Source organism: Chthonobacter rhizosphaerae (assembly GCF_013839525.1).
In the GTDB taxonomy this organism is placed as follows: domain Bacteria; phylum Pseudomonadota; class Alphaproteobacteria; order Rhizobiales; family Pleomorphomonadaceae; genus Chthonobacter; species Chthonobacter rhizosphaerae.
In genome coordinates this window covers 1-20,462 of the sequence record NZ_JACDIS010000008.1, presented here as the reverse complement: position 1 = coordinate 20,462, position 20,462 = coordinate 1, and the positions used below count along the sequence as shown (strand labels likewise).

15 protein-coding genes are annotated in these 20,462 nt (G+C 68.0%); 6 read left to right on the top strand and 9 right to left on the bottom strand.

Annotation, left to right across the window (positions count from 1 at the left end; all coding sequences use genetic code 11):
• Positions 1-32: 32 nt before the first annotated feature.
• From fdhF to HND91_RS15065, 5 genes are all read right to left on the bottom strand, one after another.
• Positions 33-2,804: a formate dehydrogenase subunit alpha gene (fdhF, locus tag HND91_RS15085; protein WP_181707429.1), complete on the bottom strand. Its 2,772-nt coding sequence runs from the start codon at positions 2,802-2,804 to the stop codon at positions 33-35.
• Positions 2,801-4,471 (bottom strand): NAD(P)H-dependent oxidoreductase subunit E, encoded by a 1,671-nt coding sequence (locus HND91_RS15080; protein WP_181707618.1) that lies wholly within the window; start codon positions 4,469-4,471, stop codon positions 2,801-2,803. The genes fdhF and HND91_RS15080 overlap by 4 nt, the downstream gene beginning before the upstream one ends.
• 304 nt (positions 4,472-4,775) lie before the next feature.
• Positions 4,776-5,654 (bottom strand): dienelactone hydrolase family protein, encoded by an 879-nt coding sequence (locus HND91_RS15075; RefSeq protein WP_246329509.1) that lies wholly within the window; start codon positions 5,652-5,654, stop codon positions 4,776-4,778.
• An 846-nt stretch (positions 5,655-6,500) separates the two neighbouring features.
• Complete coding sequence (locus HND91_RS15070; RefSeq protein ID WP_181707428.1) at positions 6,501-7,274, bottom strand: ATP12 family chaperone protein; 774 nt, start codon at positions 7,272-7,274, stop codon at positions 6,501-6,503.
• A gap of 11 nt (positions 7,275-7,285) precedes the next feature.
• A complete protein-coding gene (locus HND91_RS15065; protein WP_181707427.1) occupies positions 7,286-7,963 on the bottom strand; it encodes an HAD-IA family hydrolase in 678 nt (225 codons plus the stop codon).
• 177 nt (positions 7,964-8,140) lie between these two features.
• On the opposite strand from HND91_RS15065, the gene HND91_RS15060 reads away from it, so the two are divergent.
• Entirely contained in the window at positions 8,141-8,602 is a 462-nt protein-coding gene (locus tag HND91_RS15060) for a hypothetical protein (protein WP_181707426.1), read from the top strand.
• 13 nt (positions 8,603-8,615) lie between these two features.
• On the opposite strand, the gene HND91_RS15055 is transcribed toward HND91_RS15060, so the two are convergent.
• The 4 genes from HND91_RS15055 to crcB form a co-directional block, all read right to left on the bottom strand.
• Positions 8,616-9,587 (bottom strand): YVTN family beta-propeller repeat protein, encoded by a 972-nt coding sequence (locus HND91_RS15055; RefSeq protein WP_246329508.1) that lies wholly within the window; start codon positions 9,585-9,587, stop codon positions 8,616-8,618.
• Complete coding sequence (locus tag HND91_RS15050; RefSeq protein ID WP_181707425.1) at positions 9,587-10,117, bottom strand: SRPBCC family protein; 531 nt, start codon at positions 10,115-10,117, stop codon at positions 9,587-9,589. Before HND91_RS15050 ends, HND91_RS15055 begins: the two co-directional genes overlap by 1 nt.
• A 186-nt stretch (positions 10,118-10,303) precedes the next feature.
• A complete protein-coding gene (locus tag HND91_RS15045) occupies positions 10,304-11,365 on the bottom strand; it encodes an RluA family pseudouridine synthase (RefSeq protein ID WP_181707424.1) in 1,062 nt (353 codons plus the stop codon).
• Complete coding sequence (crcB, locus tag HND91_RS15040) at positions 11,362-11,748, bottom strand: fluoride efflux transporter CrcB (RefSeq protein ID WP_181707423.1); 387 nt, start codon at positions 11,746-11,748, stop codon at positions 11,362-11,364. The genes HND91_RS15045 and crcB overlap by 4 nt, the downstream gene beginning before the upstream one ends.
• 819 nt (positions 11,749-12,567) lie before the next feature.
• Here crcB and HND91_RS15035 point away from each other — a divergent pair.
• The 5 genes from HND91_RS15035 (at position 12,568) to HND91_RS15015 (ending at position 20,446) form a co-directional block, all read left to right on the top strand.
• The gene (locus HND91_RS15035; protein WP_181707422.1) at positions 12,568-12,942 is read left to right on the top strand and encodes a hypothetical protein; all 375 of its coding nucleotides are present in this window, start codon (positions 12,568-12,570) and stop codon (positions 12,940-12,942) included.
• 238 nt (positions 12,943-13,180) lie between these two features.
• Entirely contained in the window at positions 13,181-15,139 is a 1,959-nt protein-coding gene (locus HND91_RS15030; RefSeq protein ID WP_181707421.1) for a potassium transporter Kup, read from the top strand.
• A 1,008-nt stretch (positions 15,140-16,147) separates the two neighbouring features.
• Positions 16,148-18,034 (top strand): ABC-F family ATP-binding cassette domain-containing protein, encoded by a 1,887-nt coding sequence (locus HND91_RS15025; protein ID WP_181707420.1) that lies wholly within the window; start codon positions 16,148-16,150, stop codon positions 18,032-18,034.
• Positions 18,035-18,224: 190 nt separating this feature from the next.
• Positions 18,225-20,078 (top strand): dihydroxy-acid dehydratase, encoded by a 1,854-nt coding sequence (gene ilvD, locus HND91_RS15020; RefSeq protein WP_181707419.1) that lies wholly within the window; start codon positions 18,225-18,227, stop codon positions 20,076-20,078.
• A 104-nt stretch (positions 20,079-20,182) separates the two neighbouring features.
• Positions 20,183-20,446 (top strand): hypothetical protein, encoded by a 264-nt coding sequence (locus HND91_RS15015; protein WP_181707418.1) that lies wholly within the window; start codon positions 20,183-20,185, stop codon positions 20,444-20,446.
• Positions 20,447-20,462: the final 16 nt, after the last annotated feature.

Below are 20,462 nucleotides of genomic sequence, written 5' to 3'. Positions count from 1 at the left end.
GGGGCGATCCCGCCGGTCCCTCGCGTTTCAGATCACTCGGCCGCGGCCTGCAGCTCGATCCGCCCCACACGCGCGGCGCAGAACTTGAACTCCGGGATCTTGCCGAAGGGGTCGAGCTGCGGGTTGGTGAGGAAGTTCGCCGGCGCCTCGGTGAAGCAGAAGGGCATGAAGATCATGCCTTCGGTCACGTCCCGGTCGGCGCGCAGGATCGGCTCCACCCGGCCGCGGCGCGTCTCCACCGCCACGCGCTCGCCGGCGGTGAGCCCGAGCCGGCCGATGTCGCGCGGATGCATGCAGACGATCTCCACGCCCTCCTGGCCGTCCAGGATGCCGGCGCGCCGGGTCATTGCCCCGGTGTGCCAGTGCTCCAGCAGGCGGCCGGTGGTCAGCACCAGCGGGAACTCGGTGTCCGGCAGTTCGGCCGGCGGCACGAGGTCGGTCGGCACGATGCGGGCGCGACCGTCGGCGGTCGGGAAGCCGTCGCCGAAGATGATCTCGTTGCCCGGCTTGTCCGGCGCGTCGGCCGGATAGGTCACCGAGCCCTCGCGCTCGATGCGCTCCCAGGTGATGTTGTCGAGCGACGGCATCACAGCCGCCATCTCGTTGAACACCTCGGCGACCGAGCCGTAGGTCCAGCCGCAGCCCAGGCGGTTGGCCAACTCGATGATGAGCTCCAGGTCCTGGCGCGCCTTGCCCGGCGGCGGCACCACCTGCCGGCCGATCTGCACCTGCCGGTTGGTGTTGGTGTAGGTGCCGAGCTTTTCGCCGTGGGCGGAGGCCGGCAGCACCACGTCCGCGTGCCAGGCGGTCTCGGTGAGGAAGATGTCCTGGACCACGAGGTGCTCCAGCATGGCCAGCGCCGCGCGGGCGTGGTGCTGGTCAGGATCGGACATGGCCGGGTTCTCGCCCTGGACGTACATGCCCTTGATCTTGCCCTCGTGGATCGCGTCCATGATCTCCACGACCGTCAGGCCGCGGTTCTGATCCAGCGGACGGCCCCACAGGTCCTCGTAGCCGAGGCGGACGGTCTCGTCCGTCACCCACTTGTAGTCCGGGTACATCATCGGGATCAGGCCGGCGTCGGACGCGCCCTGCACGTTGTTCTGGCCGCGCAGCGGGTGAAGGCCCGTGCCCTCGCGGCCCACGTGGCCGGTGATGAGGGCGAGCGCGATCAGGCAGCGGGTGTTGTCGGTGCCGTGGACGTGCTGGCTGACGCCCATGCCCCAGAAGATGATCGACCGCTCGGCCTTGGCGTAGGTGCGCGCCACCTCGCGGATGGTCTCCGCCGGGATGCCGCAGACCTGCTCCATCTCCTCGGGCGAGAAGTCCTTGATCTTCTTCTTCAGGGCCTCGAAGCCGTCCACGTTGGCCTGGATGTACTGCTCGTCGGTCAGCCCCTCCTCGATGATCGTGTGGATCATCGCGTTGAGGAGCGCCACGTCGCGGCCGGGCGTGAACTTCAGGCCGTAGGCGGCGTGCCGCATCAGGCCCTGGCCGCGCGGGTCCATCACGATCAGCTTGGCACCGCGCCTGGCGGCCTGCTTCAGGTAGGTGGCCGCCACCGGGTGGTTCTGCTCCGGACGGGCGCCGATGACGATGATGCAGTCCGACGTGTCGGCGGCCGTGAAGGGCGCCGTCACCGCGCCGGAGCCGATGCCCTCGATGAGGGCGGCCACCGAGGAGGCGTGGCAGAGCCGGGTGCAGTGGTCCACGTTGTTGGTGCCGAAGCCCTGGCGGACGAGCTTCTGGAACAGGTAGGCCTCCTCATTGGAGCCCTTGGCCGAACCGAAGCCGGCGAGCGCGTTGCCGCCGTCCCGGTCGCGCACGGTCTTCAGGCCGTTGGCCGCCGCGTCCAGCGCCTCTTCCCACGTCGCCTCGCGGAACACGTCCCACGGGTTGCCCGGATCCATGTGGATATGGGCGTCCTTCGGCACGCCTTCCTTGCGGATCAGCGGCACGGTCAGCCGGTGCGGATGGAAGATGTAGTCGTAGCCGAAGCGGCCCTTCACGCAGAGCCGGTTCTCGTTGGCCGGACCGTCGCGGCCGTCCACCTGGACGATCCGGTCATCCTTCACCGACACCTTGGTCAGGCAGCCGACGCCGCAGTAGGGGCAGACGCTGTCGACGGTGCGGTCCGGCACCACCGTGCGCTTCTTGCCGGCCTCGTCCATCAGGCTCTTCTCGAACAGGGCGCCGGTCGGGCAGGCCTGCACGCACTCGCCGCAGGCCACGCACGTGGAATTGCCCATCGGGTCGTCGAAGTCGAACACCGGCACCGCGTGGCCGCCGCGGTAGCCCATGCCGATCACGTCGTTCACCTGGACCTCGCGGCAGGCGCGCACGCAAAGGCCGCAGGAGATGCACGCGTCGAGGTTCACCGCCATCGCCGGGTGGGAGATGTCGTGGGTGCCGTGCTCCTTCTTCGGCAGCCGGCCCACCTCGATGTCCATGCGGTCGGTCCACGCCCAGAAGTGGGACATGGGATCCGGCGCCTCCTCCTTCGGCGGCTGGTCGGTCGCCAGGAGTTCGAACACCATCTCGCGCGCCTTCACGGCGCGGTGGGACTCGGTGGAGACCTCCATGCCGGGCGTCGGGGTGCGGATGCACGAGGCGGCGAGCACGCGCTCGCCCTTGATGTCCACCATGCAGGCGCGGCAGTTGCCGTCCGGCCGGTAGCCGGGCGCCGGCGAATAGCAGAGGTGCGGGATGTCGGTGCCGCAGCGCTGCGCCACCTGCCAGATGGTTTCGCCCGGCTCGGCCACGACGTCGCGGCCGTCGAGCTTGAAGGCAATGCTGTCGGTCATGACTGCACCTTGGCGAGATCGTCGTGGAAGAAGGTCAGCAGATGGCTGATCGGGTTCGGCGCCGCCTGCCCGAGGCCGCAGATGGACGCGTCGCGCATCACCTGCATCACATCCACAATCGCGGTTTCGTCGTGATGACGGGATTTCAGAAGCGAGACGAGCTTTTCCGTGCCGTTTCGGCAGGGCGTGCACTGCCCGCAGCTCTCGTGCTTGAAGAAGTCGATCAGGTTGAGGGCGACGTCCCTGATGTTGTCCTGGTCGGACAGGACCACCACCGCGTGGCTGCCCACGAAGGCGCCGTGGCCGGCGAGACCGCCGCCGAAGTCGAGCGGGATGTCGCCGAGGGCGGCGGGCAGGATGCCGCCGGAGGCGCCGCCCGGCAGATAGGCCTTGAACGTGTGGCCGTCCGCCATGCCGCCGCAATAGTCCTCGATCAGCTGATGCATGGTGATGCCGGCCGGCGCGATCTTCACGCCCGGCTCCTTCACACGGCCCGACACCGACCAGGACCGGAAGCCCTTCGAGCCGTTCACGCCCTGGCTGGCGAACCAGTCGACGCCCTTCTCCACGATGTCGCGCACCCAGAACAGGGTCTCGACATTGTGGTTGAGGGTCGGCCGGCCGAACAGCCCCACCTCTGCGATGTACGGGGGCCGGTGGCGCGGCAGGCCGCGCTTGCCCTCGATCGACTCGAGCATGGCGCTCTCCTCGCCGCAGATGTAGGCGCCCGCGCCGCGGCGAAGCTCCAGCCCCGCATGGTCGGCGAGACCCGCCGCCGTCACCGCCGCGAACTCGCGGGCGAGGATCTCCAGCACGGTCGGGTATTCGTCGCGCATGTACATGTAGATGCGCTCGCACCCGACCGCCCAGGCGGCGATCAGCGCGCCCTCGATCATGCGGTGCGGGTCGCGCTCCAGGTGGAAGCGGTCCTTGAAGGTGCCGGGCTCGCCCTCGTCGCCGTTGATCGACATCAGGCGCGGGCCCGGATAGCCCTTCACGATCGACCACTTGCGGCCGGTCGGGAAGCCCGCGCCGCCAAGGCCGCGCAGGCCCGAGTCCGACAGGAAGGCGATGATCTCGTCCGGCGTGCGCTCGCCCTTCAGGCAGCTTTCCAGAAGCCGGTAGCCGCCGGCCGCCCGATAGGCCGCGAAATCCACATAGGCCGGCAGTTCGGGCCGGGTCCGGCCTTCGGCCACGAGGCCGAGGATGCTCTCCGGGGTGACCGAGCCGACCGCGTTCCGCCCCACGATCGCCGCCGGCGCCTCCGCGCAGCGCCCGACGCAGGGCGCGCGCACCACGCGCACGGCCGCCGGATCGAAGCCCTGCTGCAGGGCCGCGATCACCTGCTCGGCGCCCGCCATCATGCAGGACAGGGAATCGCACACGCGCACCGTGACCGGCGCCGGGGCCTGGTGGCCTTCCTTCACGATGTCGAAGTGGTGATAGAAGCTCGCGACCTCGTAGACCTCCGCCTGGGCGATGCGCATCTCTTCCGCGAGCGCCCTCAGGTGGCGCGCGTGCAGGCAGCCGTAGTGGTCCTGCAGCTTGTGCAGGTGCTCGATCAGGAGATCGCGGCGGCGGGGTTCCGCACCGAGAAGGGCGCGGACTTCGGCGATCGACACGTCGTCGACCTGCCGTCCTTTGGGGGATGCCACGTCGCGGGTCATGGGGCGCGACTTCTCGGCGAATTTGACGGTCAAGGCTGCCCTCGGTTCACGAGCTTGTTTTGTTGTGGCGGCAGATTAACACCGAACAGGCACGTCGGCACAAGCGGACGTTCTGTCACGAGTTCGATTTTCTCAATACAATCATTGAGATTGCCTATGTTGCGATAGCGATCTTCTTTAGGTGCACTGCACAAAGAGCGCATTCTTCAACAAATCACGTGGCTTGACGGCGGACAACACGCAAAAGCGGCCGCGAAGCACGCGGCCGCCCTATGGATTCATCGACAAACGCCATGAATAAAAGTCAGTCGAGAGTGTCCTTGAGGAAGGTCACGGTGCGTTGCCACGCAAGATCCGCCGCCGCCTTGTCGTAGCGGGCCGAAGACGTGTCGTTGTTGAAAGCATGGTTCACACCCTCGTACACATGGATCTCGTGGTCGACCCCGGCCGCCTCCAGGGCGGCTTCATAGTCCGGGATCCCCGCGTTGATGCGCTCGTCGAGCCCGGCATAGTGCAGGAGCATCCGGGCCTTGATGTTCGGCACCGCCGCCGGATCCGGCGTTCGTCCGTAGTAGGCGACACCGGCCTTCAGGGCCTCGCTGGCGGTGGCCAGCTGATTGACGAGCCCGCCGCCCCAGCAGAAGCCGACCGCGCCGACCCTGCCGTTGCTGCGCTCGTGGGCCTGGAGAAAGGTCACCGTGGCGGCCGCGTTGTCGAGCGTCGTCTTGGGATCGAGCGCGCCGATCGCCTGGCGCGCCTGGTCCTCGTCCGCCGGCGTTCCGCCGGAGGGCGACAGGAAGTCGGGCGCGAGCGCCAGGAAGCCGTCCACCGCCAGGCGCCGGGCGATATCCTCGATATGGCCGTTGAGACCGCGGTTCTCGTGGATGACGATCACCGCCGGCAGTTCGCCGGTCGCGTCCGCCGAGCGCACCAGAACGCCCTTCATCTCACCTGACGCGCCCGGGTAGGTGACGGTTTCGCTGACGATCCTCGGATCGTCCGCCGGGATCACGGCTGCGCGCGCCTTGCTGGCTTCCAGGAGCGGCACGACGGCAGCCGCCGCCGCGGTGGACCCGGCCGCCTTGGTGAGCTTTTCCAGAAAGCCCCGCCTGTCGAGGGTGAGGTGCGTGTACTCGTCGTAGAGGCGGATCATCTCCTGAGTGATCGGTATGCGGTCCGTCATCGGTCTCTCCCGGTCTCCCCCCGGCGAAGGAGTATCGGTCGGTTCGACGACAGGCGAACAGCGGTCACGCAGGTTTGATTGTGCGTCCTCGATACCGCCGGCGCCCGAAGCCCATCGACCTCGGGCCGAACCGCGGTAGATGCATCAAACACGACGTTTTTGAAGATAAGAGCGCCGCCGAGCACAGTGGCCGAGCCGGGCAATCCGCCCGGCATCATGCCGAGAGGAGGTGAGACGATTGAAGATCCGGCTTAGGCTGGTTGTCAGGCTGTTCGGGTGCCACCTAACCCTGACGATCAGCGTCTAAGAAAAACGGGGGTCGGGCTCAGGCCCGGCCTCCACCGGATGAAGGTCGTCTCACCTCCCTCGTGGCGAGCAGCCTAGCACGCCCGGAATTCGCTTCGAAGCGCAAACCTTGGCCAGAGCGGCGCCTCCGGAAGGCGTGCGTGTCCGCATCCGCAAGCCACGTAGTGATGGCACCGACCCGAATGCCTGTCCAATGCGCCCGGTGCCAATCGGACACCGCCGCTCATGCGGAAACCATGACGTTTTTGCGAGGATCGATGCCGCGGGCCACAGTGGCGAAGCCGGGTAACCCGCCCGGCATCATGCCGAGAGGAGGTGAGACGATTGAAGATCCGGCTTAGGCTGGTTGTCAGGCTGTTCGGGTGGCGCCTAACCCTGACGATCAGCACCTAAGACAAACGGGGGTCGGGCTCAGGCCCGGCCTCCACCGGATGAAAGTCGTCTCACCTCCCTCGTGGCGAGCAGCCTAGCACGACCGGAATTCGCTTCGAAGCGCAAACCTCGAGCTCGAACGGGCGTGGAGAGCCGCGCGCCGGCCGTTCAGAGCCCAGCCAGGGAGGCGGCGGCGGCGAACTCGGCTCGCCGATAGGCCCGCCGCTCGGCAGCCTCCTCGTCCTCACCCCAGAGCTCGATGTTCCAGTCCTCATCCACGTGCGCCGCGGTCCAGGCCTCGTCGAGGCCGATGCGCCTTTCCAGCACCGCGAAGGCGAGAAGAACCGATCCCATCAGCGTCGTCATGGCGTGCAGACCGGAGAGCACGAAGGGATCGCGCGGAACCGCGTTCCGCACGGCGGCGAGGACGGCGGCGTCCTGCTCGACCGGCATCACGCCTTCGGCGAGGCGGAGACGCACGCCGAAGCGCTGCTCGCCCCAGGCGACGATCGGGTCCCACAGCTCGGTCTGCCGCTCCACCAGCCGCTCGGGACCGTCGGCGCGGTAGAAGAGGAGGTCGGACCCGGCGTACTTGGCCACGTCGTCGGCCACCGCATCAGTCTGATCGGCGACGCCGTCGATGGCCGAATTGGCGAGCCGGGTCAGGTGCATGGTGCCCGGGTCCACATAGAGCCCCTGGTCGGCCCACTCCTTCGCGACCGCCGCCGCCAGAGCTTCCGTCGGCAGAAAGAGGGTCCGGCGGGCCGGCGTGCGCACGGGGCGGCCGTCCAGCTGGACGGCGAATCCGCCCTCCCCCGCCGTGACGGACGCTTCCTTGTAGAAGCGCTTCGGCAGTTCGCGGGCGGCCGCCCGGCGCTCGGTGGACGCCCGGTCGCGGTCGGCGTCGGTCGGACCGGCGAGGTCGTCGAAAAGATCCGGCATGGCGGTGCTCCTCAGGCGAACAGGTCCGTGACAAGGCCGGGCAGGACCCGGAAATCGTCGATCACCGTGCGGGCGCCCGCCGCCGTCAGCGCCTCCGGCGGATGATAGCCCCAGGACACGCCGATCGACGGGGAACCGGCGGCCCTGGCCATCTCGATGTCGAAGGTGGTGTCGCCCACGACCACGGTCCGCTCCACCTCCCCGCCCACGGCCGCGACCGCGTCCAGAACCATGGTGGGATCCGGTTTCGACGGCGCGTCGTCGGCGGTGCGCAGCACCGCGAAGTGATCGGCGAGGCCGTGCAGCGCCAGGATGGCGGTCAGTCCGCGGCGGGACTTTCCCGTCACCACGCCGAGCAGAACGTCCGGCCGGGCGGCCAGTTCCTCGATCGTCTCGCGGGCGAACGGAAACAGCGGCTCCTGATGGTCAAGGCTTTGCCGCAGCTCGAAGAATGCCGCCTTGTAGGCCTCCACCAGGGGGTCGACCGGCAGGTCCGGATGCGCCGTCAGGAGCCGCGCGATCGCGATCGGCAGGGACAGGCCCACGATGGAGAGCACCGCCTCGCGCGGCGGCGGCGCGAGCCCGGATGTCTCGAACGCCCGCGTCATGGCGGACACGATCATCACCTGGCTGTCGACGAGGGTGCCGTCGCAATCGAAGAGCACCAGCTTGGGAGCGGAAAGGGTCATGAACGGGAACTATCGCCAAGCAGGCCGCCTGTCGAGAGTGGGCGTGCGCATGCCTGCCGAGCCGGGTTTCGCCTGACGAGCCGGGTTTCGGCTTTTCCGGCGAGATGGCAATCTCGGAGACGATCCTCGGCTCGGCGTCCGCCGGCAGGGTCGCCGGAAAAGGGGAGGATCGGGTTCATGCGGTGGCTGGTCGGTGCAGTCGTGGCGGCGGTCGGCCTCCAGGCGGTGGACGCGGACGCGGCGGCGGACCTCCGGTTCGGGGCGTCCAAGATCCTGCTCCTCTTCGAGGACAGCGGCGGCGTCTCCGACGACGTCGCCAAGGCGGACCGGCCGGTCGCGGCCAACGGGCCGGACGGGCGGTCGGTCCAGCTGGTGGTGGACGTCATCGTGGAGGGCGAGCCGAATGCGGAATTCCAAGATCCGCCAACGCTTTACGCGACCGCGCGAACGCGGCCGGAGGGTGCGGTCCTGTTCGAGAAGGCTTGGCCCATCCGGTCGATCGGGAATTTCGGAACCGCCATGCGGTCCTTCATCGTCGACCACGGCTGCGCCGGACTCGAGGTGACGGCGCGGATCGAGGAGGCCGGACAGGTGATCGACACGTGGTCCAAGACCGTGGACATCACCTGCGGCCCGTGACCGGCGCGGCCTCTCAATCGGTGCGGCGGATGAAGTTGCCGAAGGCCCGCGGGCTCGTTCCGACGGGGATTTCGTCAACGACCGACAATGTGGCCGTGTCGAGAGAGAACAGAAGGTCGTCGTTCCAGCTCGCGACCCAGACTTTCCGCCCGTCCCGGGCGGCCGCGATGCCTTCCGGGAATGCCGGCGTGTCGACGGTCTTGACGACCTCGAGCGTCTTGATGTCGAACACCGTCACGGTGTCCGCGTGCTGGTCGGTGACGAAGCCGAGACCGCCGGAAAGCGCCACGCCGTAGGGCGTGTCGCCCGTCGGCACGCGGGCGGTCTCCTTCCGGGCCGCGACGTCGACGACAGACATGTCGTCGGACATGACGTTGGCCACGTAGGCGGTCGCCCCGTCCGGGGACAAGGTGACGGCGAACGGATGGGTGCCGACCGTCGCCGTGCCGACCACGGCGAGCGTCCGGGTGTCGATGAAGGAGAGCCGGTCGTCGTCGCGGTCGCAAGAGACGAGCAGCGAACCGTCCGGCGTCACCGCCATGCCGGCCGGGGCGCGACCGACCGGAACCGTGCCGGCCACCTTCAGGGTGGCCGTGTCGATGGCGAGGATCCGGTTGTTGTACCAGTCGGCCACAAACAGGCGACGGTCGTCCGGCGAGAGCACGATCCCCACCGGCCCGCCGCCGACATCGATGCGGCCGACCACCGAGCGGGCGGCCGCGTCGATCACGGTGACGTACTTGCCCTCGGGGCTCGACACATAGGCCCGGGCGCCGTCGGCCGACACGACGACACCGGCCGGCTTGCCGCCGACCGGGATCGTCGCCACCACGGTGGCGGTGTCGAGGTCGACGACGGAGACGTCGTCGCTCTGCTGGTTGGTGACGAAGGCCTCGTCGGCGGCGGCCGGCCCGGCGTGCGCCAGGCAGCCGGCGAAGACGCCGGCGGCGGCCGCCATGCGGCGGATGGCCTTCGCCGCCGTCATCAGCTGCCGCTCTCCAGCTTCTTCTTCAGGCCTTCCAGGCCGGCGTTGTAGAGGCCGGTCACGGCTTTCACGGCGGCCTCGTCGTTCAGCTCCGCCGGCGGATCGTTGTTCGGATAGCCGCGGTAGAAGGCGCCCCACCAGGTGACGGTGGACTTGCTGCCGTTCGCCTTGACGGTGAGGCGGGAGGAATAGTTGGTCACCGGCAGGAACTTCACGTTGTCCCCTTCGGCCCGATACATGATCATCATCTTGGCCGCGTCGAGCTTGTCGACCTTTTCCTTCAGGGTCTCGCCGTTCTCCAGCGTGATCACCCGCTCGGAGCCGACCTCGCTGCCCGAACCCTCGACCTTGGCGACGCCCGGCACCCAGGACAGGTCCTGGAAGTTGCTGACCACCGCCCAGACCTTGTCCGCCGGCGCGTTGATCTCGGTGGAGATCTCCACTTTCTGGCGAGTCGGACCGTGAGCCTCCGCTGCCAGCGGCGCGAGCGCGACAATACCGGCGACCAGCGCCGCGAAAAGCGTCCTCATGAACAGTTTCCTCCGTCTGTGCGGCCTTCTACGGTGCCTTCCACTAGGAAGTCTTCCCTCTCAGGCGTCCTGCCGAGCGCGACGACCGCTCGGCGGGGAGTATTCTCCGGTCGAGGATTGCGGCGCAAGAACGACCATCGCGGTCTGACGGAAGGTCGCACCCCGCGCCCTCGCCAAAACCGGCGCTCAGTCCTCCGGAAACTTCGGATCGGCGCGCGGGTCGTCCTCGGTCTCGAAGCCGAGCAGGTTCCAGGACTGCAGCATGTGCGGCGGCAGCGGCGCCGTCACGTCGATCACGCCCTTGCCTGCCGGATGCGGGATGGTGAGGCGGCGGGCGAGCAGGTGCAGCCGGTTCTGGATGCCCCCCGGCAACTCGTAGTTCTCGATGTCGAAGTAGCGCGGGTCGCCCATGATGGGATGGCCGATCGCCTGGCAGTGGACACGCAGCTGGTGGGTGCGGCCGGTGGTGGGCTTCATGGTGAGCCACGCCATCTTGCCGCCCGCGTGGTCCACGGTGGAATAGTAGGTCACCGCGTGCTGGGCGTCCTTCTCGCCGTGCTTGGCGACCACCATCATGTCCCCGTCCGGGCTCGCCACCCGCTTCAGATAGGTGGAGACCTTGCCCTGGGCCGGCCTCGGCTGGCCGTAGACGAGCGCCCAATAGATCTTCCGGGCCGACCGGGTCTGGAAGGTCCGGGCGAGGGTGGACGCCGCGAGGCGCGTCTTCGCCACCAGAAGGCAGCCGGAGGTTTCCCGGTCCAGCCGGTGCACGAGACGCGGCTTCACGCCCTTCCGGTCGCGAAACACCTCCAGCATGCCGTCGATATGGCGCGTCATTCCCGAACCGCCCTGCACGGCGAGCCCGGCCGGCTTGTTGAACACGAACACGTGCTCGTCCTCGTAGAGCACCAGCGCCCGCAGGTAATCGGCCTCGTTGGCGGACGGCGTCTGTTTGGGGCGCGCCATCGGGGCGCCGTTGCCCTCCACTGCGAAGGACGAGGACGAGGCAGCCGCGTCGCCGAACTGCAGCGGCGGCACGCGCACCACCTGGCCGGCAGCCACGCGGGTGGACGTCTCCACGCGCTTGCCGTCCACCCGCACCTGGCCGGAGCGGATGAGCTTCTGCAGATGGCCGAAGCCGAGGCCCGGATAGTGTTCCTTGAACCACCGGTCGAGCCGCAGCCCGGCCTCGTCCTTGGCCACCGTCAAGAGTTCGACCCGGGGGCCGGTGGCGGGCGCGTCAGTCATGCAAGAGTCCTCACCAGGGCGAGACCGGCGACCAGCCCGCCCAGAGACAGAAGTATCGAAGCGGCCACATAGATCAACGCCGCGCCGCCCTCGCCCCGCTCGTAGAGCATGACCGCATCGAGCGAGAAGGACGACAGGGTCGTGAAGCCGCCGAGAAAGCCGGTCGCGATCAGCAGTCGCACCGCCTGCGACCCGCCGTCGGACCGCGCAGCCAGGACCCCGACCAGGAGCCCCATCGCGGCCGACCCTACGACGTTGACCACGAGCGTTCCCCAGGGAAAGCCCGGCCCGAGAACCCGAGCGGCCGCCAGCGTGACCGCATAGCGGCAGACAGAACCCGCCGCCCCGCCGACGGCCACCACGAGCAGATGGAAGAGTGACATGGCGCCGCCGCTGCAGCCTTGACCGTCAGGCCGACGGCCGCCGCTTACCACGCCCGAGGACCCGTGGCGAGCCCGGTTCATGACGCGGACCATCCCGGCCGACCGAAATGCTGCGCCTGCTAACATCCATTGATAGGCAATACCTATCAACGCATCATCTTCTGCCCCGGATTTTCTCATCCGTTTTGGCGATTAGGCAGAGGCAGTGCGCCACTTTTCAGTTTTTCTTTATTCGGACCGCAAAAGAAATGAACTCGGCTAAAACGGTTTAGGGGCGTTTCAATCGGTTGAGCCTATGATGGGGCTCTTTCTTTTGCACCGCACCATCGGGTATAGATTCACCCATCGGCGCGGTACGGCGCTTCACCGGAAACAAGGCAGAACGGATGGATCTCTCCTCCCCTTCCGCCTGCCTCACGCCTCCGGGGAAGTCCTGATCAGCGCCGGGCGTTCAGCACCGAACCGGGTGGACCGACCGTCCGCCTCGCGACGGCCAGCCGCTGAGCGTCAGACGCGATTGAGAAGACACGTATTCATTTGACGAAGAATGTCCTGGCAGAGCTTCGAGCGGATCGCTCGAATGCCGACGCCCCCGCATTCGGACACGTTGCGTGTTGCATGATTTCAGGTTCGCGCCGCCGGTCCTCCCCTAGACCAGCCGGCGACGTGAACCACCCCGGGCGACCGAACCCTCCCAAGCCGGCCGCCCGACCCGACGCGGTGGAGTCCCTCCTCCCTCTCGTCGATTGGGGCGCGCCACCTCCCTCCCTCGGTGGCGCGCCCCCCGACCACCCAGGTCTTGTCTGGAGCTTGAAAACGATGAACGCCCGCCTTCTTTCCCTCGCCGCCGCCCTCTCCCTCACCGCCCTGTCCGCCGCCCCGGCTGTCGCCGACATCGGCCTCGTGGCTCCCCAGCCGTCCGTGCACGCCGCCGGCTACGGCTTCACCCACGACTTCGGCTCCAAGCACGCGGTCGGCACTTTCGCCAAGGACGGGCAGACCTGCAACCTGACCGTCGTGATCGCCGACCGGGTGTCCGACGACGATATCCCGGCCATGGGCAGCCGCATCCAGGTGTCGGTCGCGGCCGGCAACGGCGCCAACGTGAGCGCCCCCGACGGGCAGGGCTTCCAGGTCGCCTGCTCGGCCGACGCGCGCCATGTGGTGGTAAAGCCGCTCGCCGACGGCATCTGATCGCGTTCCTATCCCTTCGAGCGACGGCCGCCGCGGACAACCGCGGCGGCCGTAGTGATACCAACAGGAATCCGCCGGCTTTCCCTTTGCCGTCCCGTGCCGGATAATGGCCGGCAGCACCCGCCGCGGCGGGGCGCGTGGGTCGCGTGCACTTGCGAACGACCTCACGATCCCGTAAACGCTGCGCCGGCCGATCGAGCCGACGTCCTTCGACGTCCGATCGCCAAAACGGTTCGACATGAGCGAAACCCCAGGCAGCAACGCGGTGCCTCCTCCGCCCGCTCAGACCGCCGCCCCCACGAGCCCCGACAAGTCCGGCGACCACGACCACACGGGCAGCCACAGCAAGGCGGGCTTCTTCGCGCTCGCGCTCGGGTCGATGGGCGTGGTGTACGGCGACATCGGGACGAGTCCGCTCTACGCGTTTCGCGAGGCGCTGCACCACACGGCCGTGGACGGCGTGACACGCGCCGAGGTGACCGGCGTCGTCTCGCTGCTGATCTGGGCCCTGACGCTGATCGTCACCGTCAAGTACGTCCTGTTCATTCTCTTCGCGGACAACCGGGGCGAGGGCGGCACGCTGTCGCTGCTGGCCCTGGCCCAGGGCGCCATCGGCCGCCGCTCGGCGGTGGTGTTCGTCCTCGGCGTGCTCGGAGCCTCGCTCTTCTACGGCGACGCCGTCATCACGCCTGCGATCTCGGTGCTTTCGGCCGTGGAGGGCCTGAAGCTCGTCGCGCCCGGCCTCGACGAGGTGGTCGTGCCGCTCACGATCGTGATCATCGTGACGCTGTTCGCCGTGCAGAGCTTCGGCACCGGCAAGGTGGCCGCCCTGTTCGGGCCGATCACCACCTTCTGGTTCCTGTGCATGGCCGTATCCGGCGCGATCCACGTGGGCGACGATCCGGGCATCCTCCACGCGCTCAACCCGCTGTCGGCCGTCTCCTTCATCGTGGAACACGGGTTCCTGGCGCTGGTGGTGCTCGGCTCCGTCTTCCTCGCCGTCACCGGCGCCGAGGCGCTCTACGCGGACATGGGCCACTTCCGCCGCGGCCCGATCCAGGCGGCGTGGCTCGTTCTCGTGTTCCCGGCGCTCACGCTCAACTATCTCGGCCAGGGCGCGCTGGTGCTCGCCCATCCAGAGGCCATGGAGAACCCGTTCTTCCTGCTCGTGCCCGAGTGGGCGCGCCTCCCCTACGTGATCCTCGCCACCGTGGCGACGATCATCGCGAGCCAGGCGGTCATCACCGGCGCGTTCTCGCTGACCCAGCAGGCGGTGCAGCTCGGCCTGCTGCCGCGCCTGGAGAGCCGGCACACCTCCGAGACCCAGGCGGGCCAGATCTACATGCCCCGGGTGAACTGGCTGATCCTCGCCGGCGTGCTGGTGCTGGTGGTGTTCTTCCAGTCGTCCAGCGCCCTCGCGTCGGCCTACGGCATCTCGGTGACCGGCGAGATGGTGATGACCTCGCTCCTTGCCTTCATCGTGGTCTGGAAGGCCTGGAAGCGGCCGCTCTGGATGGCGGTGGCGATCGTCGCGCCCTTCCTGGCGATCGAGATCATCTTCCTCGGCGCCAACCTCCTGAAGGTGATGGACGGCGGCTACTTCCCGCTGATGCTGGCCACGCTGATCACCATCACCATGTGGACCTGGGTGCGGGGAACGCAGATCGTCTACGAGAAGTCGCACCGGGAGAGCGTGCCGCTCGTGGAACTCATCCGCATGCTGGAGAAGTCGCATCCGGTCCGCGTGCCGGGCACGGCCGTGTTCCTGACGTCAGACCCGGAGATCGCGCCGAGCGCGCTGATGCACAACCTGAAGCACAACACGGTTCTGCACGCCAAGAACGTGGTGCTGACCGTGCGCGTCTCCACCGCGCCGCGGGTGTCCGACGCGGACCGGGTGAAGATCGACTTCCTCAACGAGGACTTCACCCGCGTGACGCTGACGTTCGGCTACGTGGAGACGCCGAACGTGCCGAAGGCGCTGGCGCTCTGCCGCAAGCAGGGGCTGAAGTTCGACATCATGTCGACGAGCTTCTTCCTGAACCGCCGGTCCTTCAGGGCGTCGCCCCAGTCGGGCATGCCGGTGTGGCAGGACCGGCTGTTCATCGCCCTCACCCGCATGGCGGCGAACGCCACGGACTTCTACCGCATCCCGTCCAACCGGGTGGTGGAGCTCGGCCAGCAGTTCACCGTGTGAACCGCCGGACGGGCTTTGACGGCGTGGCCGGACATGGTAGAATTGACGGCACGAGGGAGGTGAGACGGACCCATCCGGTGGAGGCCGGGCTTCAAGCCCGACCCCCGTGCTCTTAGATGCTGATCGTCAGGTGCAGGCTGGAACCATACAGCCTGATGACCAACCTAAGCCGGATCTTCAATCGTCTCACCTCCTCTCGGCCTTTACCGGGCGAGACTGCCCGGCGGGTCCACTGTGACCCGGCATTCCAGGCCTGACAAAAACATCATGGTTTCGGAAGGTTGTTACGGGCTGCCGAGCCGTTCGATCGCGGTCTGCGATGCTCCGTGAAGAGCCACGGATGCTTCCACTGGGGAAGCGTTGTGTTAGAGTTTCAGCACGAGGGAGGTGAGACGACCTCATCCGGTGGAGGCCGGGCTGAGAGCCCGACCTCCGTTCTCTTAGATGCTGATCATCAGAAGTAGGCGGCAACCATACAGCCTGACGACCAACCTAAGCCGGATCTTCAATCGTCTCACCTCCTCTCGGCCTTTACCGGGCGAGAATGCCCGGCAGGTCCACTGTGACCGGGCAGTGCGGGCCTGACAAAAACATCATGGTTTCGGAAGGTTGTTACGAGCGGCCGAGCCGTTCGATCGCAGTCTGCGATGCTCCGTGGAAAGCCACGGATGCTTCCACTGGGAAAGCGTTGTGCTAGAGTTTCAGCACGAGGGAGGTGAGACGGACCCATCCGGTGGAGGCCGGGCTGAGAGCCCGACCTCCGTTCTCTTAGATGCTGATCATCAGTTGCAGGCGCCAACCATACAGCCTGACGACCAGCCTAAGCCGGATCTTCAATCGTCTCACCTCCTCTCGGCCTGTGCCGGGCGTAAGCGCCCGGCGGGCCCATGGAGCCTTCGGCGGTGATGCCGGGCAAAAACGTGCTGAAGCTTGCATGCAGGACGGGGATACGTCGTCCGCGGCGCGCGGGGACTTGCGTTCCGGCGGCGCGTCGGCCAAACCCGTGCCATGCTGACGATCACCGACCTCACCTACCGCATCGCCGGGAGAACGCTCCTCGAGAAGGCGTCCGTGGTCATCCACGACGGCGCGAAGGTCGGGCTCGTGGGGCGCAACGGGACGGGGAAGACCACCCTGTTCGGCCTGATCGCGGGTGACCTGTCGCCGGAGAGCGGATCGGTCGACCTCAAGCGGGCAATGAAGCTCGGCCGCGTGGCCCAGGAGGCGCCGGGAACGGACCAGAGCCTCCTGGACTTCGTGCTCGCGGCCGACACGGAGCGGCTGGCGCTTCTCGCTGAAGCCGAGACGGCCACGGACCCGCACCGGATCGCGGAAATCCAGATCCGGCTCGCCGACATCGGCGCCCATTCGGCGGAAGCGCGGGCGGCCACCATCCTGGCGGGCCTCGGCTTCGACGCGGCGGACCAGCTGCGGCCGTGCAAGGACTTTTCAGGCGGCTGGCGGATGCGCGTGGCGCTGGCGGCGGTGCTGTTCGCCGAGCCCGACCTTCTGCTCCTCGACGAGCCGACCAACTACCTGGACCTGGAGGGCACCGTCTGGCTGCAGAGCTATGTGCAGAAGTATCCGCACACGGTGCTGCTGATCAGCCACGATCGGGACCTGCTGGACACCGCCGTGGACCACATCTGCCATCTCGACCAGATGCGGCTGACCCTCTGGCGCGGCGGCTATTCCAGCTTCGCCCGGCAGCGGCGCGAGAAGCTGCTGCTGCAGGAGAAGGCCCGGGAGAAGCAGGAGGCCCGGCGCAAGCACCTGCAGGCGTTCGTGGATCGGTTCAAGGCGAAGGCCTCGAAGGCCACCCAGGCGCAGTCGCGCGTGAAGATGCTGGAGAAGATGGAGATCATCGACGCGGTCGTGGAAGACCACGTTGAGCCGATCACCTTTCCGCCGCCGCGCGCCAAGATCGCGCCGCCGATCCTGGTGTTCGACAAGCTGACGGTCGGCTACGACCCGGCGAGGCCCGTGCTGCGCAACCTGTCGCTCCGGATCGACGACGACGACCGGATCGCGCTTCTCGGCAAGAACGGCAACGGCAAGTCGACGCTCGCAAAGCTGATCGCCGGCCGGCTGGAGCCGTTCGACGGCGATGTCACGCGGGCGACCAAGATCGAGATAGCCTACTTCGCCCAGCACCAGCTGGACGAGTTGCGCCCGGCGGAGAGCGCCGTGGAGCACGTGCGGCGGATGATGCCGGACCAGCCGGAGGCGAAGGTGCGCTCGCGCGTCGCCCGGATGGGGCTGGAGACCTCCAAGATGGACACGCCGGCCCGGGAACTCTCGGGCGGCGAAAAGGCCCGGCTGCTGCTGGGTCTCGCCACCTTCCACGGTCCCAACCTGTTGATTCTGGACGAGCCGACCAACCACCTGGACATCGACAGCCGCGAAAGCCTGATCGAGGCGCTGAACACCTTCGACGGGGCGGTGATCCTGATCAGCCACGACCGGCACCTGGTGGAGGCCACCGCGGACCGGCTCTGGCTGGTGGCGGACGGGCAGGTGAAGCCGTTCGACGGCGACATGGCCGACTACACCCGCTACGTCCTTTCCGGTACCTCCGGCCAGAAGGCGGACGCCAAGGCGGCCGACAAGGTGACCAACGCGGACCGCCGCCGGCTGGCCGCCGAACGGCGCGCTCAGCTGGCGCCGCTGCGCAAGCAGATTCAAGCGGTTGAGAGCCGGATCGAGACGCTTCGCAAATCAGTCGCCAAGCTGGACGGGGCGCTCGCCGACCCGGATCTCTTCACCCGGGACCCGGCCAAGGGGGCGAAGCTCTCCAAGGAACGGGCGGACGCCCTGAAGGCGATCGACGCCGCCGAGGAGGAATGGCTGGAGCTTTCCGGCACTTACGAGGCGGCGGAGCTGGAGGCCGGCTGACACCGGCGCGACGACACGCCCCCACACCGGGGTTTGTCGGTCCCACTGGCGGGGTATTGTCGGCCGTGACGGGGCCGGCCCCACACCCCCTCGCCCGTCCGTGATCGGGGTCGCTCCCCGATCCCTTGGACAGCGGAATCCAAAACCGGTATACGCACGAAAATTGCCCGAACACCCCCGAGGACGAAAGATGCCTGCCTATCGCTCCCGTACCACCACTCATGGCCGCAACATGGCCGGGGCGCGCGGCCTGTGGCGCGCGACCGGCATGAAGGACGAGGATTTCGGCAAGCCGATCATCGCGGTGGTGAACTCCTTCACCCAGTTCGTGCCCGGCCATGTGCACCTGAAGGACCTCGGCCAGCTGGTGGCGCGGGAGATCGAGAAGGCGGGCGGCGTCGCCAAGGAGTTCAACACCATCGCGGTGGACGACGGCATCGCCATGGGCCACGACGGGATGCTCTACTCCCTGCCCTCGCGCGACCTGATCGCCGACAGCGTGGAGTACATGGTCAACGCCCACTGCGCGGACGCCATGGTGTGCATCTCCAACTGCGACAAGATCACCCCGGGCATGCTGATGGCGGCCATGCGGCTGAACATTCCGGCGGTGTTCGTGTCGGGCGGCCCGATGGAGGCCGGCAAGGTGGTCCTGGGCGACAAGCTGAAGAAGCTCGACCTCGTGGACGCCATGGTGGCGGCCGCGGACGAGAAGATCTCCGACGAGGACGTGAAGGTGATCGAGCGGTCGGCCTGCCCGACATGCGGATCCTGCTCGGGTATGTTCACGGCCAATTCCATGAACTGCCTGACCGAGGCGCTCGGCCTGTCGCTGCCGGGCAACGGCTCGACGCTGGCCACCCACGCCGACCGCAAGCGGCTGTTCGTGGAGGCCGGCCACCTGGCGGTCGATCTTGCCAAGCGCTACTACGAGCAGGACGACGCGTCGGTCCTGCCGCGCTCGATCGCCACCTTCGAGGCGTTCGAGAACGCCATGACGCTGGACATCGCCATGGGCGGGTCCACCAACACGGTGCTGCACCTGCTGGCGGCCGCCTTCGAGGCGGGCGTCGACTTCACCATGAAGGACATCGACCGGCTGTCCCGCCGGGTGCCGGTGCTCTGCAAGGTGGCCCCGTCGGTCGCCAACGTCCACATGGAGGACGTGCACCGGGCGGGCGGCATCATGTCGATCCTCGGCGAGCTGGAAAAGGCCGGGCTGATCCACGCGGACTGCGGCACGGTGCACTCGGCCACCATGAAGGACGCCATCGAGCGCTGGGACATCACCCGCACCCGGTCCGAGAGCGTGAAGGACTTCTTCCGCGCGGCCCCCGGCGGCGTGCCGACCCAGGTGGCGTTCAGCCAGGCGAACCGCTGGGAGGACCTCGACGACGACCGGACAGGCGGCACCATCCGGTCGGTCGAGAGCGCCTTCTCCAAGGACGGCGGCCTCGCGGTGCTCTACGGCAACCTCGCCGAAGAGGGCTGCATCGTGAAGACCGCGGGCGTCGACGAGAGCATCCTGAAGTTCAACGGCCCGGCGCGGATCTTCGAGAGCCAGGACGCGGCCGTGAAGGCGATCCTCTCCAACGAGATCCGGGCCGGCGACGTGGTGCTGATCCGCTACGAGGGCCCGAAGGGCGGCCCCGGCATGCAGGAGATGCTCTACCCGACCAGCTACCTGAAGTCGAAGGGCCTCGGCAAGGCGTGCGCGCTCGTGACCGACGGCCGCTTCTCCGGCGGCACCTCGGGACTCTCCATCGGCCACGTGTCGCCCGAAGCGGCGGAAGGCGGGCTGATCGGGCTCGTGGAGGAAGGCGACCCGATCGTCATCGACATCCCGAACCGGGTGATCCGGGTGGACGTGTCGGACGCCGTGTTCGCCGAACGCCGCGCCGCCATGGCGGCGAAGGGTAAGGCGGCCTGGAAGCCGGAGGTCGCGCGCCCCCGCAAGGTGACGCCTGCGCTTCGCGCCTACGCGGCGATGACGACGAGCGCGGCGCGGGGGGCGATCCGGGACGTGGGGCAGATCGAAGACTGAGCAGCTGTCTTGGCCGGGGGAAGCCGGGATCCAGCCGACGGGGGGAATTTCCCACGGTCGCGGGTGATCGTGAGGTCGGTTGGGCCCCGGCGTTCGCCGGGGTGATGACCAAGGGCGGAGCGGGCGAGCTTCGCTGGTCGGTCGCCGAACGCTCGATCGTCATCCCGGCGGAAGCCGGGATCCAGCCGACGGGGGGATTTCCCACGGTCGCGGGTGATGGTGCGGTCGGTTGGGCCCCGGCGTTCGCCGGGGTGACGACCTGGGGCGGAGCGGGCGAGCTTCGCTGGTCGGCCGCCGAACGCTCGATCGTCATCCCGGCGGAAGCCGGGATCCAGCCGACGGGGGGAATTTCCCACGGTCGCGGGTGATGGTGCGGTCGGTTGG

Coding starts and splice junctions, on each gene's coding strand:
- fdhF (WP_181707429.1), bottom strand. CDS start 2,804: ATGACCGACAGCATTGCCTTCAAGCTCGACGGCCGCGACGTCGTGGCC.
- HND91_RS15080 (WP_181707618.1), bottom strand. CDS start 4,471: ATGACCCGCGACGTGGCATCCCCCAAAGGACGGCAGGTCGACGACGTG.
- HND91_RS15075 (WP_246329509.1), bottom strand. CDS start 5,654: ATGACGGACCGCATACCGATCACTCAGGAGATGATCCGCCTCTACGAC.
- HND91_RS15070 (WP_181707428.1), bottom strand. CDS start 7,274: ATGCCGGATCTTTTCGACGACCTCGCCGGTCCGACCGACGCCGACCGC.
- HND91_RS15065 (WP_181707427.1), bottom strand. CDS start 7,963: ATGACCCTTTCCGCTCCCAAGCTGGTGCTCTTCGATTGCGACGGCACC.
- HND91_RS15060 (WP_181707426.1), top strand. CDS start 8,141: ATGCGGTGGCTGGTCGGTGCAGTCGTGGCGGCGGTCGGCCTCCAGGCG.
- HND91_RS15055 (WP_246329508.1), bottom strand. CDS start 9,587: ATGACGGCGGCGAAGGCCATCCGCCGCATGGCGGCCGCCGCCGGCGTC.
- HND91_RS15050 (WP_181707425.1), bottom strand. CDS start 10,117: ATGAGGACGCTTTTCGCGGCGCTGGTCGCCGGTATTGTCGCGCTCGCG.
- HND91_RS15045 (WP_181707424.1), bottom strand. CDS start 11,365: ATGACTGACGCGCCCGCCACCGGCCCCCGGGTCGAACTCTTGACGGTG.
- crcB (WP_181707423.1), bottom strand. CDS start 11,748: ATGTCACTCTTCCATCTGCTCGTGGTGGCCGTCGGCGGGGCGGCGGGT.
- HND91_RS15035 (WP_181707422.1), top strand. CDS start 12,568: ATGAACGCCCGCCTTCTTTCCCTCGCCGCCGCCCTCTCCCTCACCGCC.
- HND91_RS15030 (WP_181707421.1), top strand. CDS start 13,181: ATGAGCGAAACCCCAGGCAGCAACGCGGTGCCTCCTCCGCCCGCTCAG.
- HND91_RS15025 (WP_181707420.1), top strand. CDS start 16,148: ATGCTGACGATCACCGACCTCACCTACCGCATCGCCGGGAGAACGCTC.
- ilvD (WP_181707419.1), top strand. CDS start 18,225: ATGCCTGCCTATCGCTCCCGTACCACCACTCATGGCCGCAACATGGCC.
- HND91_RS15015 (WP_181707418.1), top strand. CDS start 20,183: ATGACCAAGGGCGGAGCGGGCGAGCTTCGCTGGTCGGTCGCCGAACGC.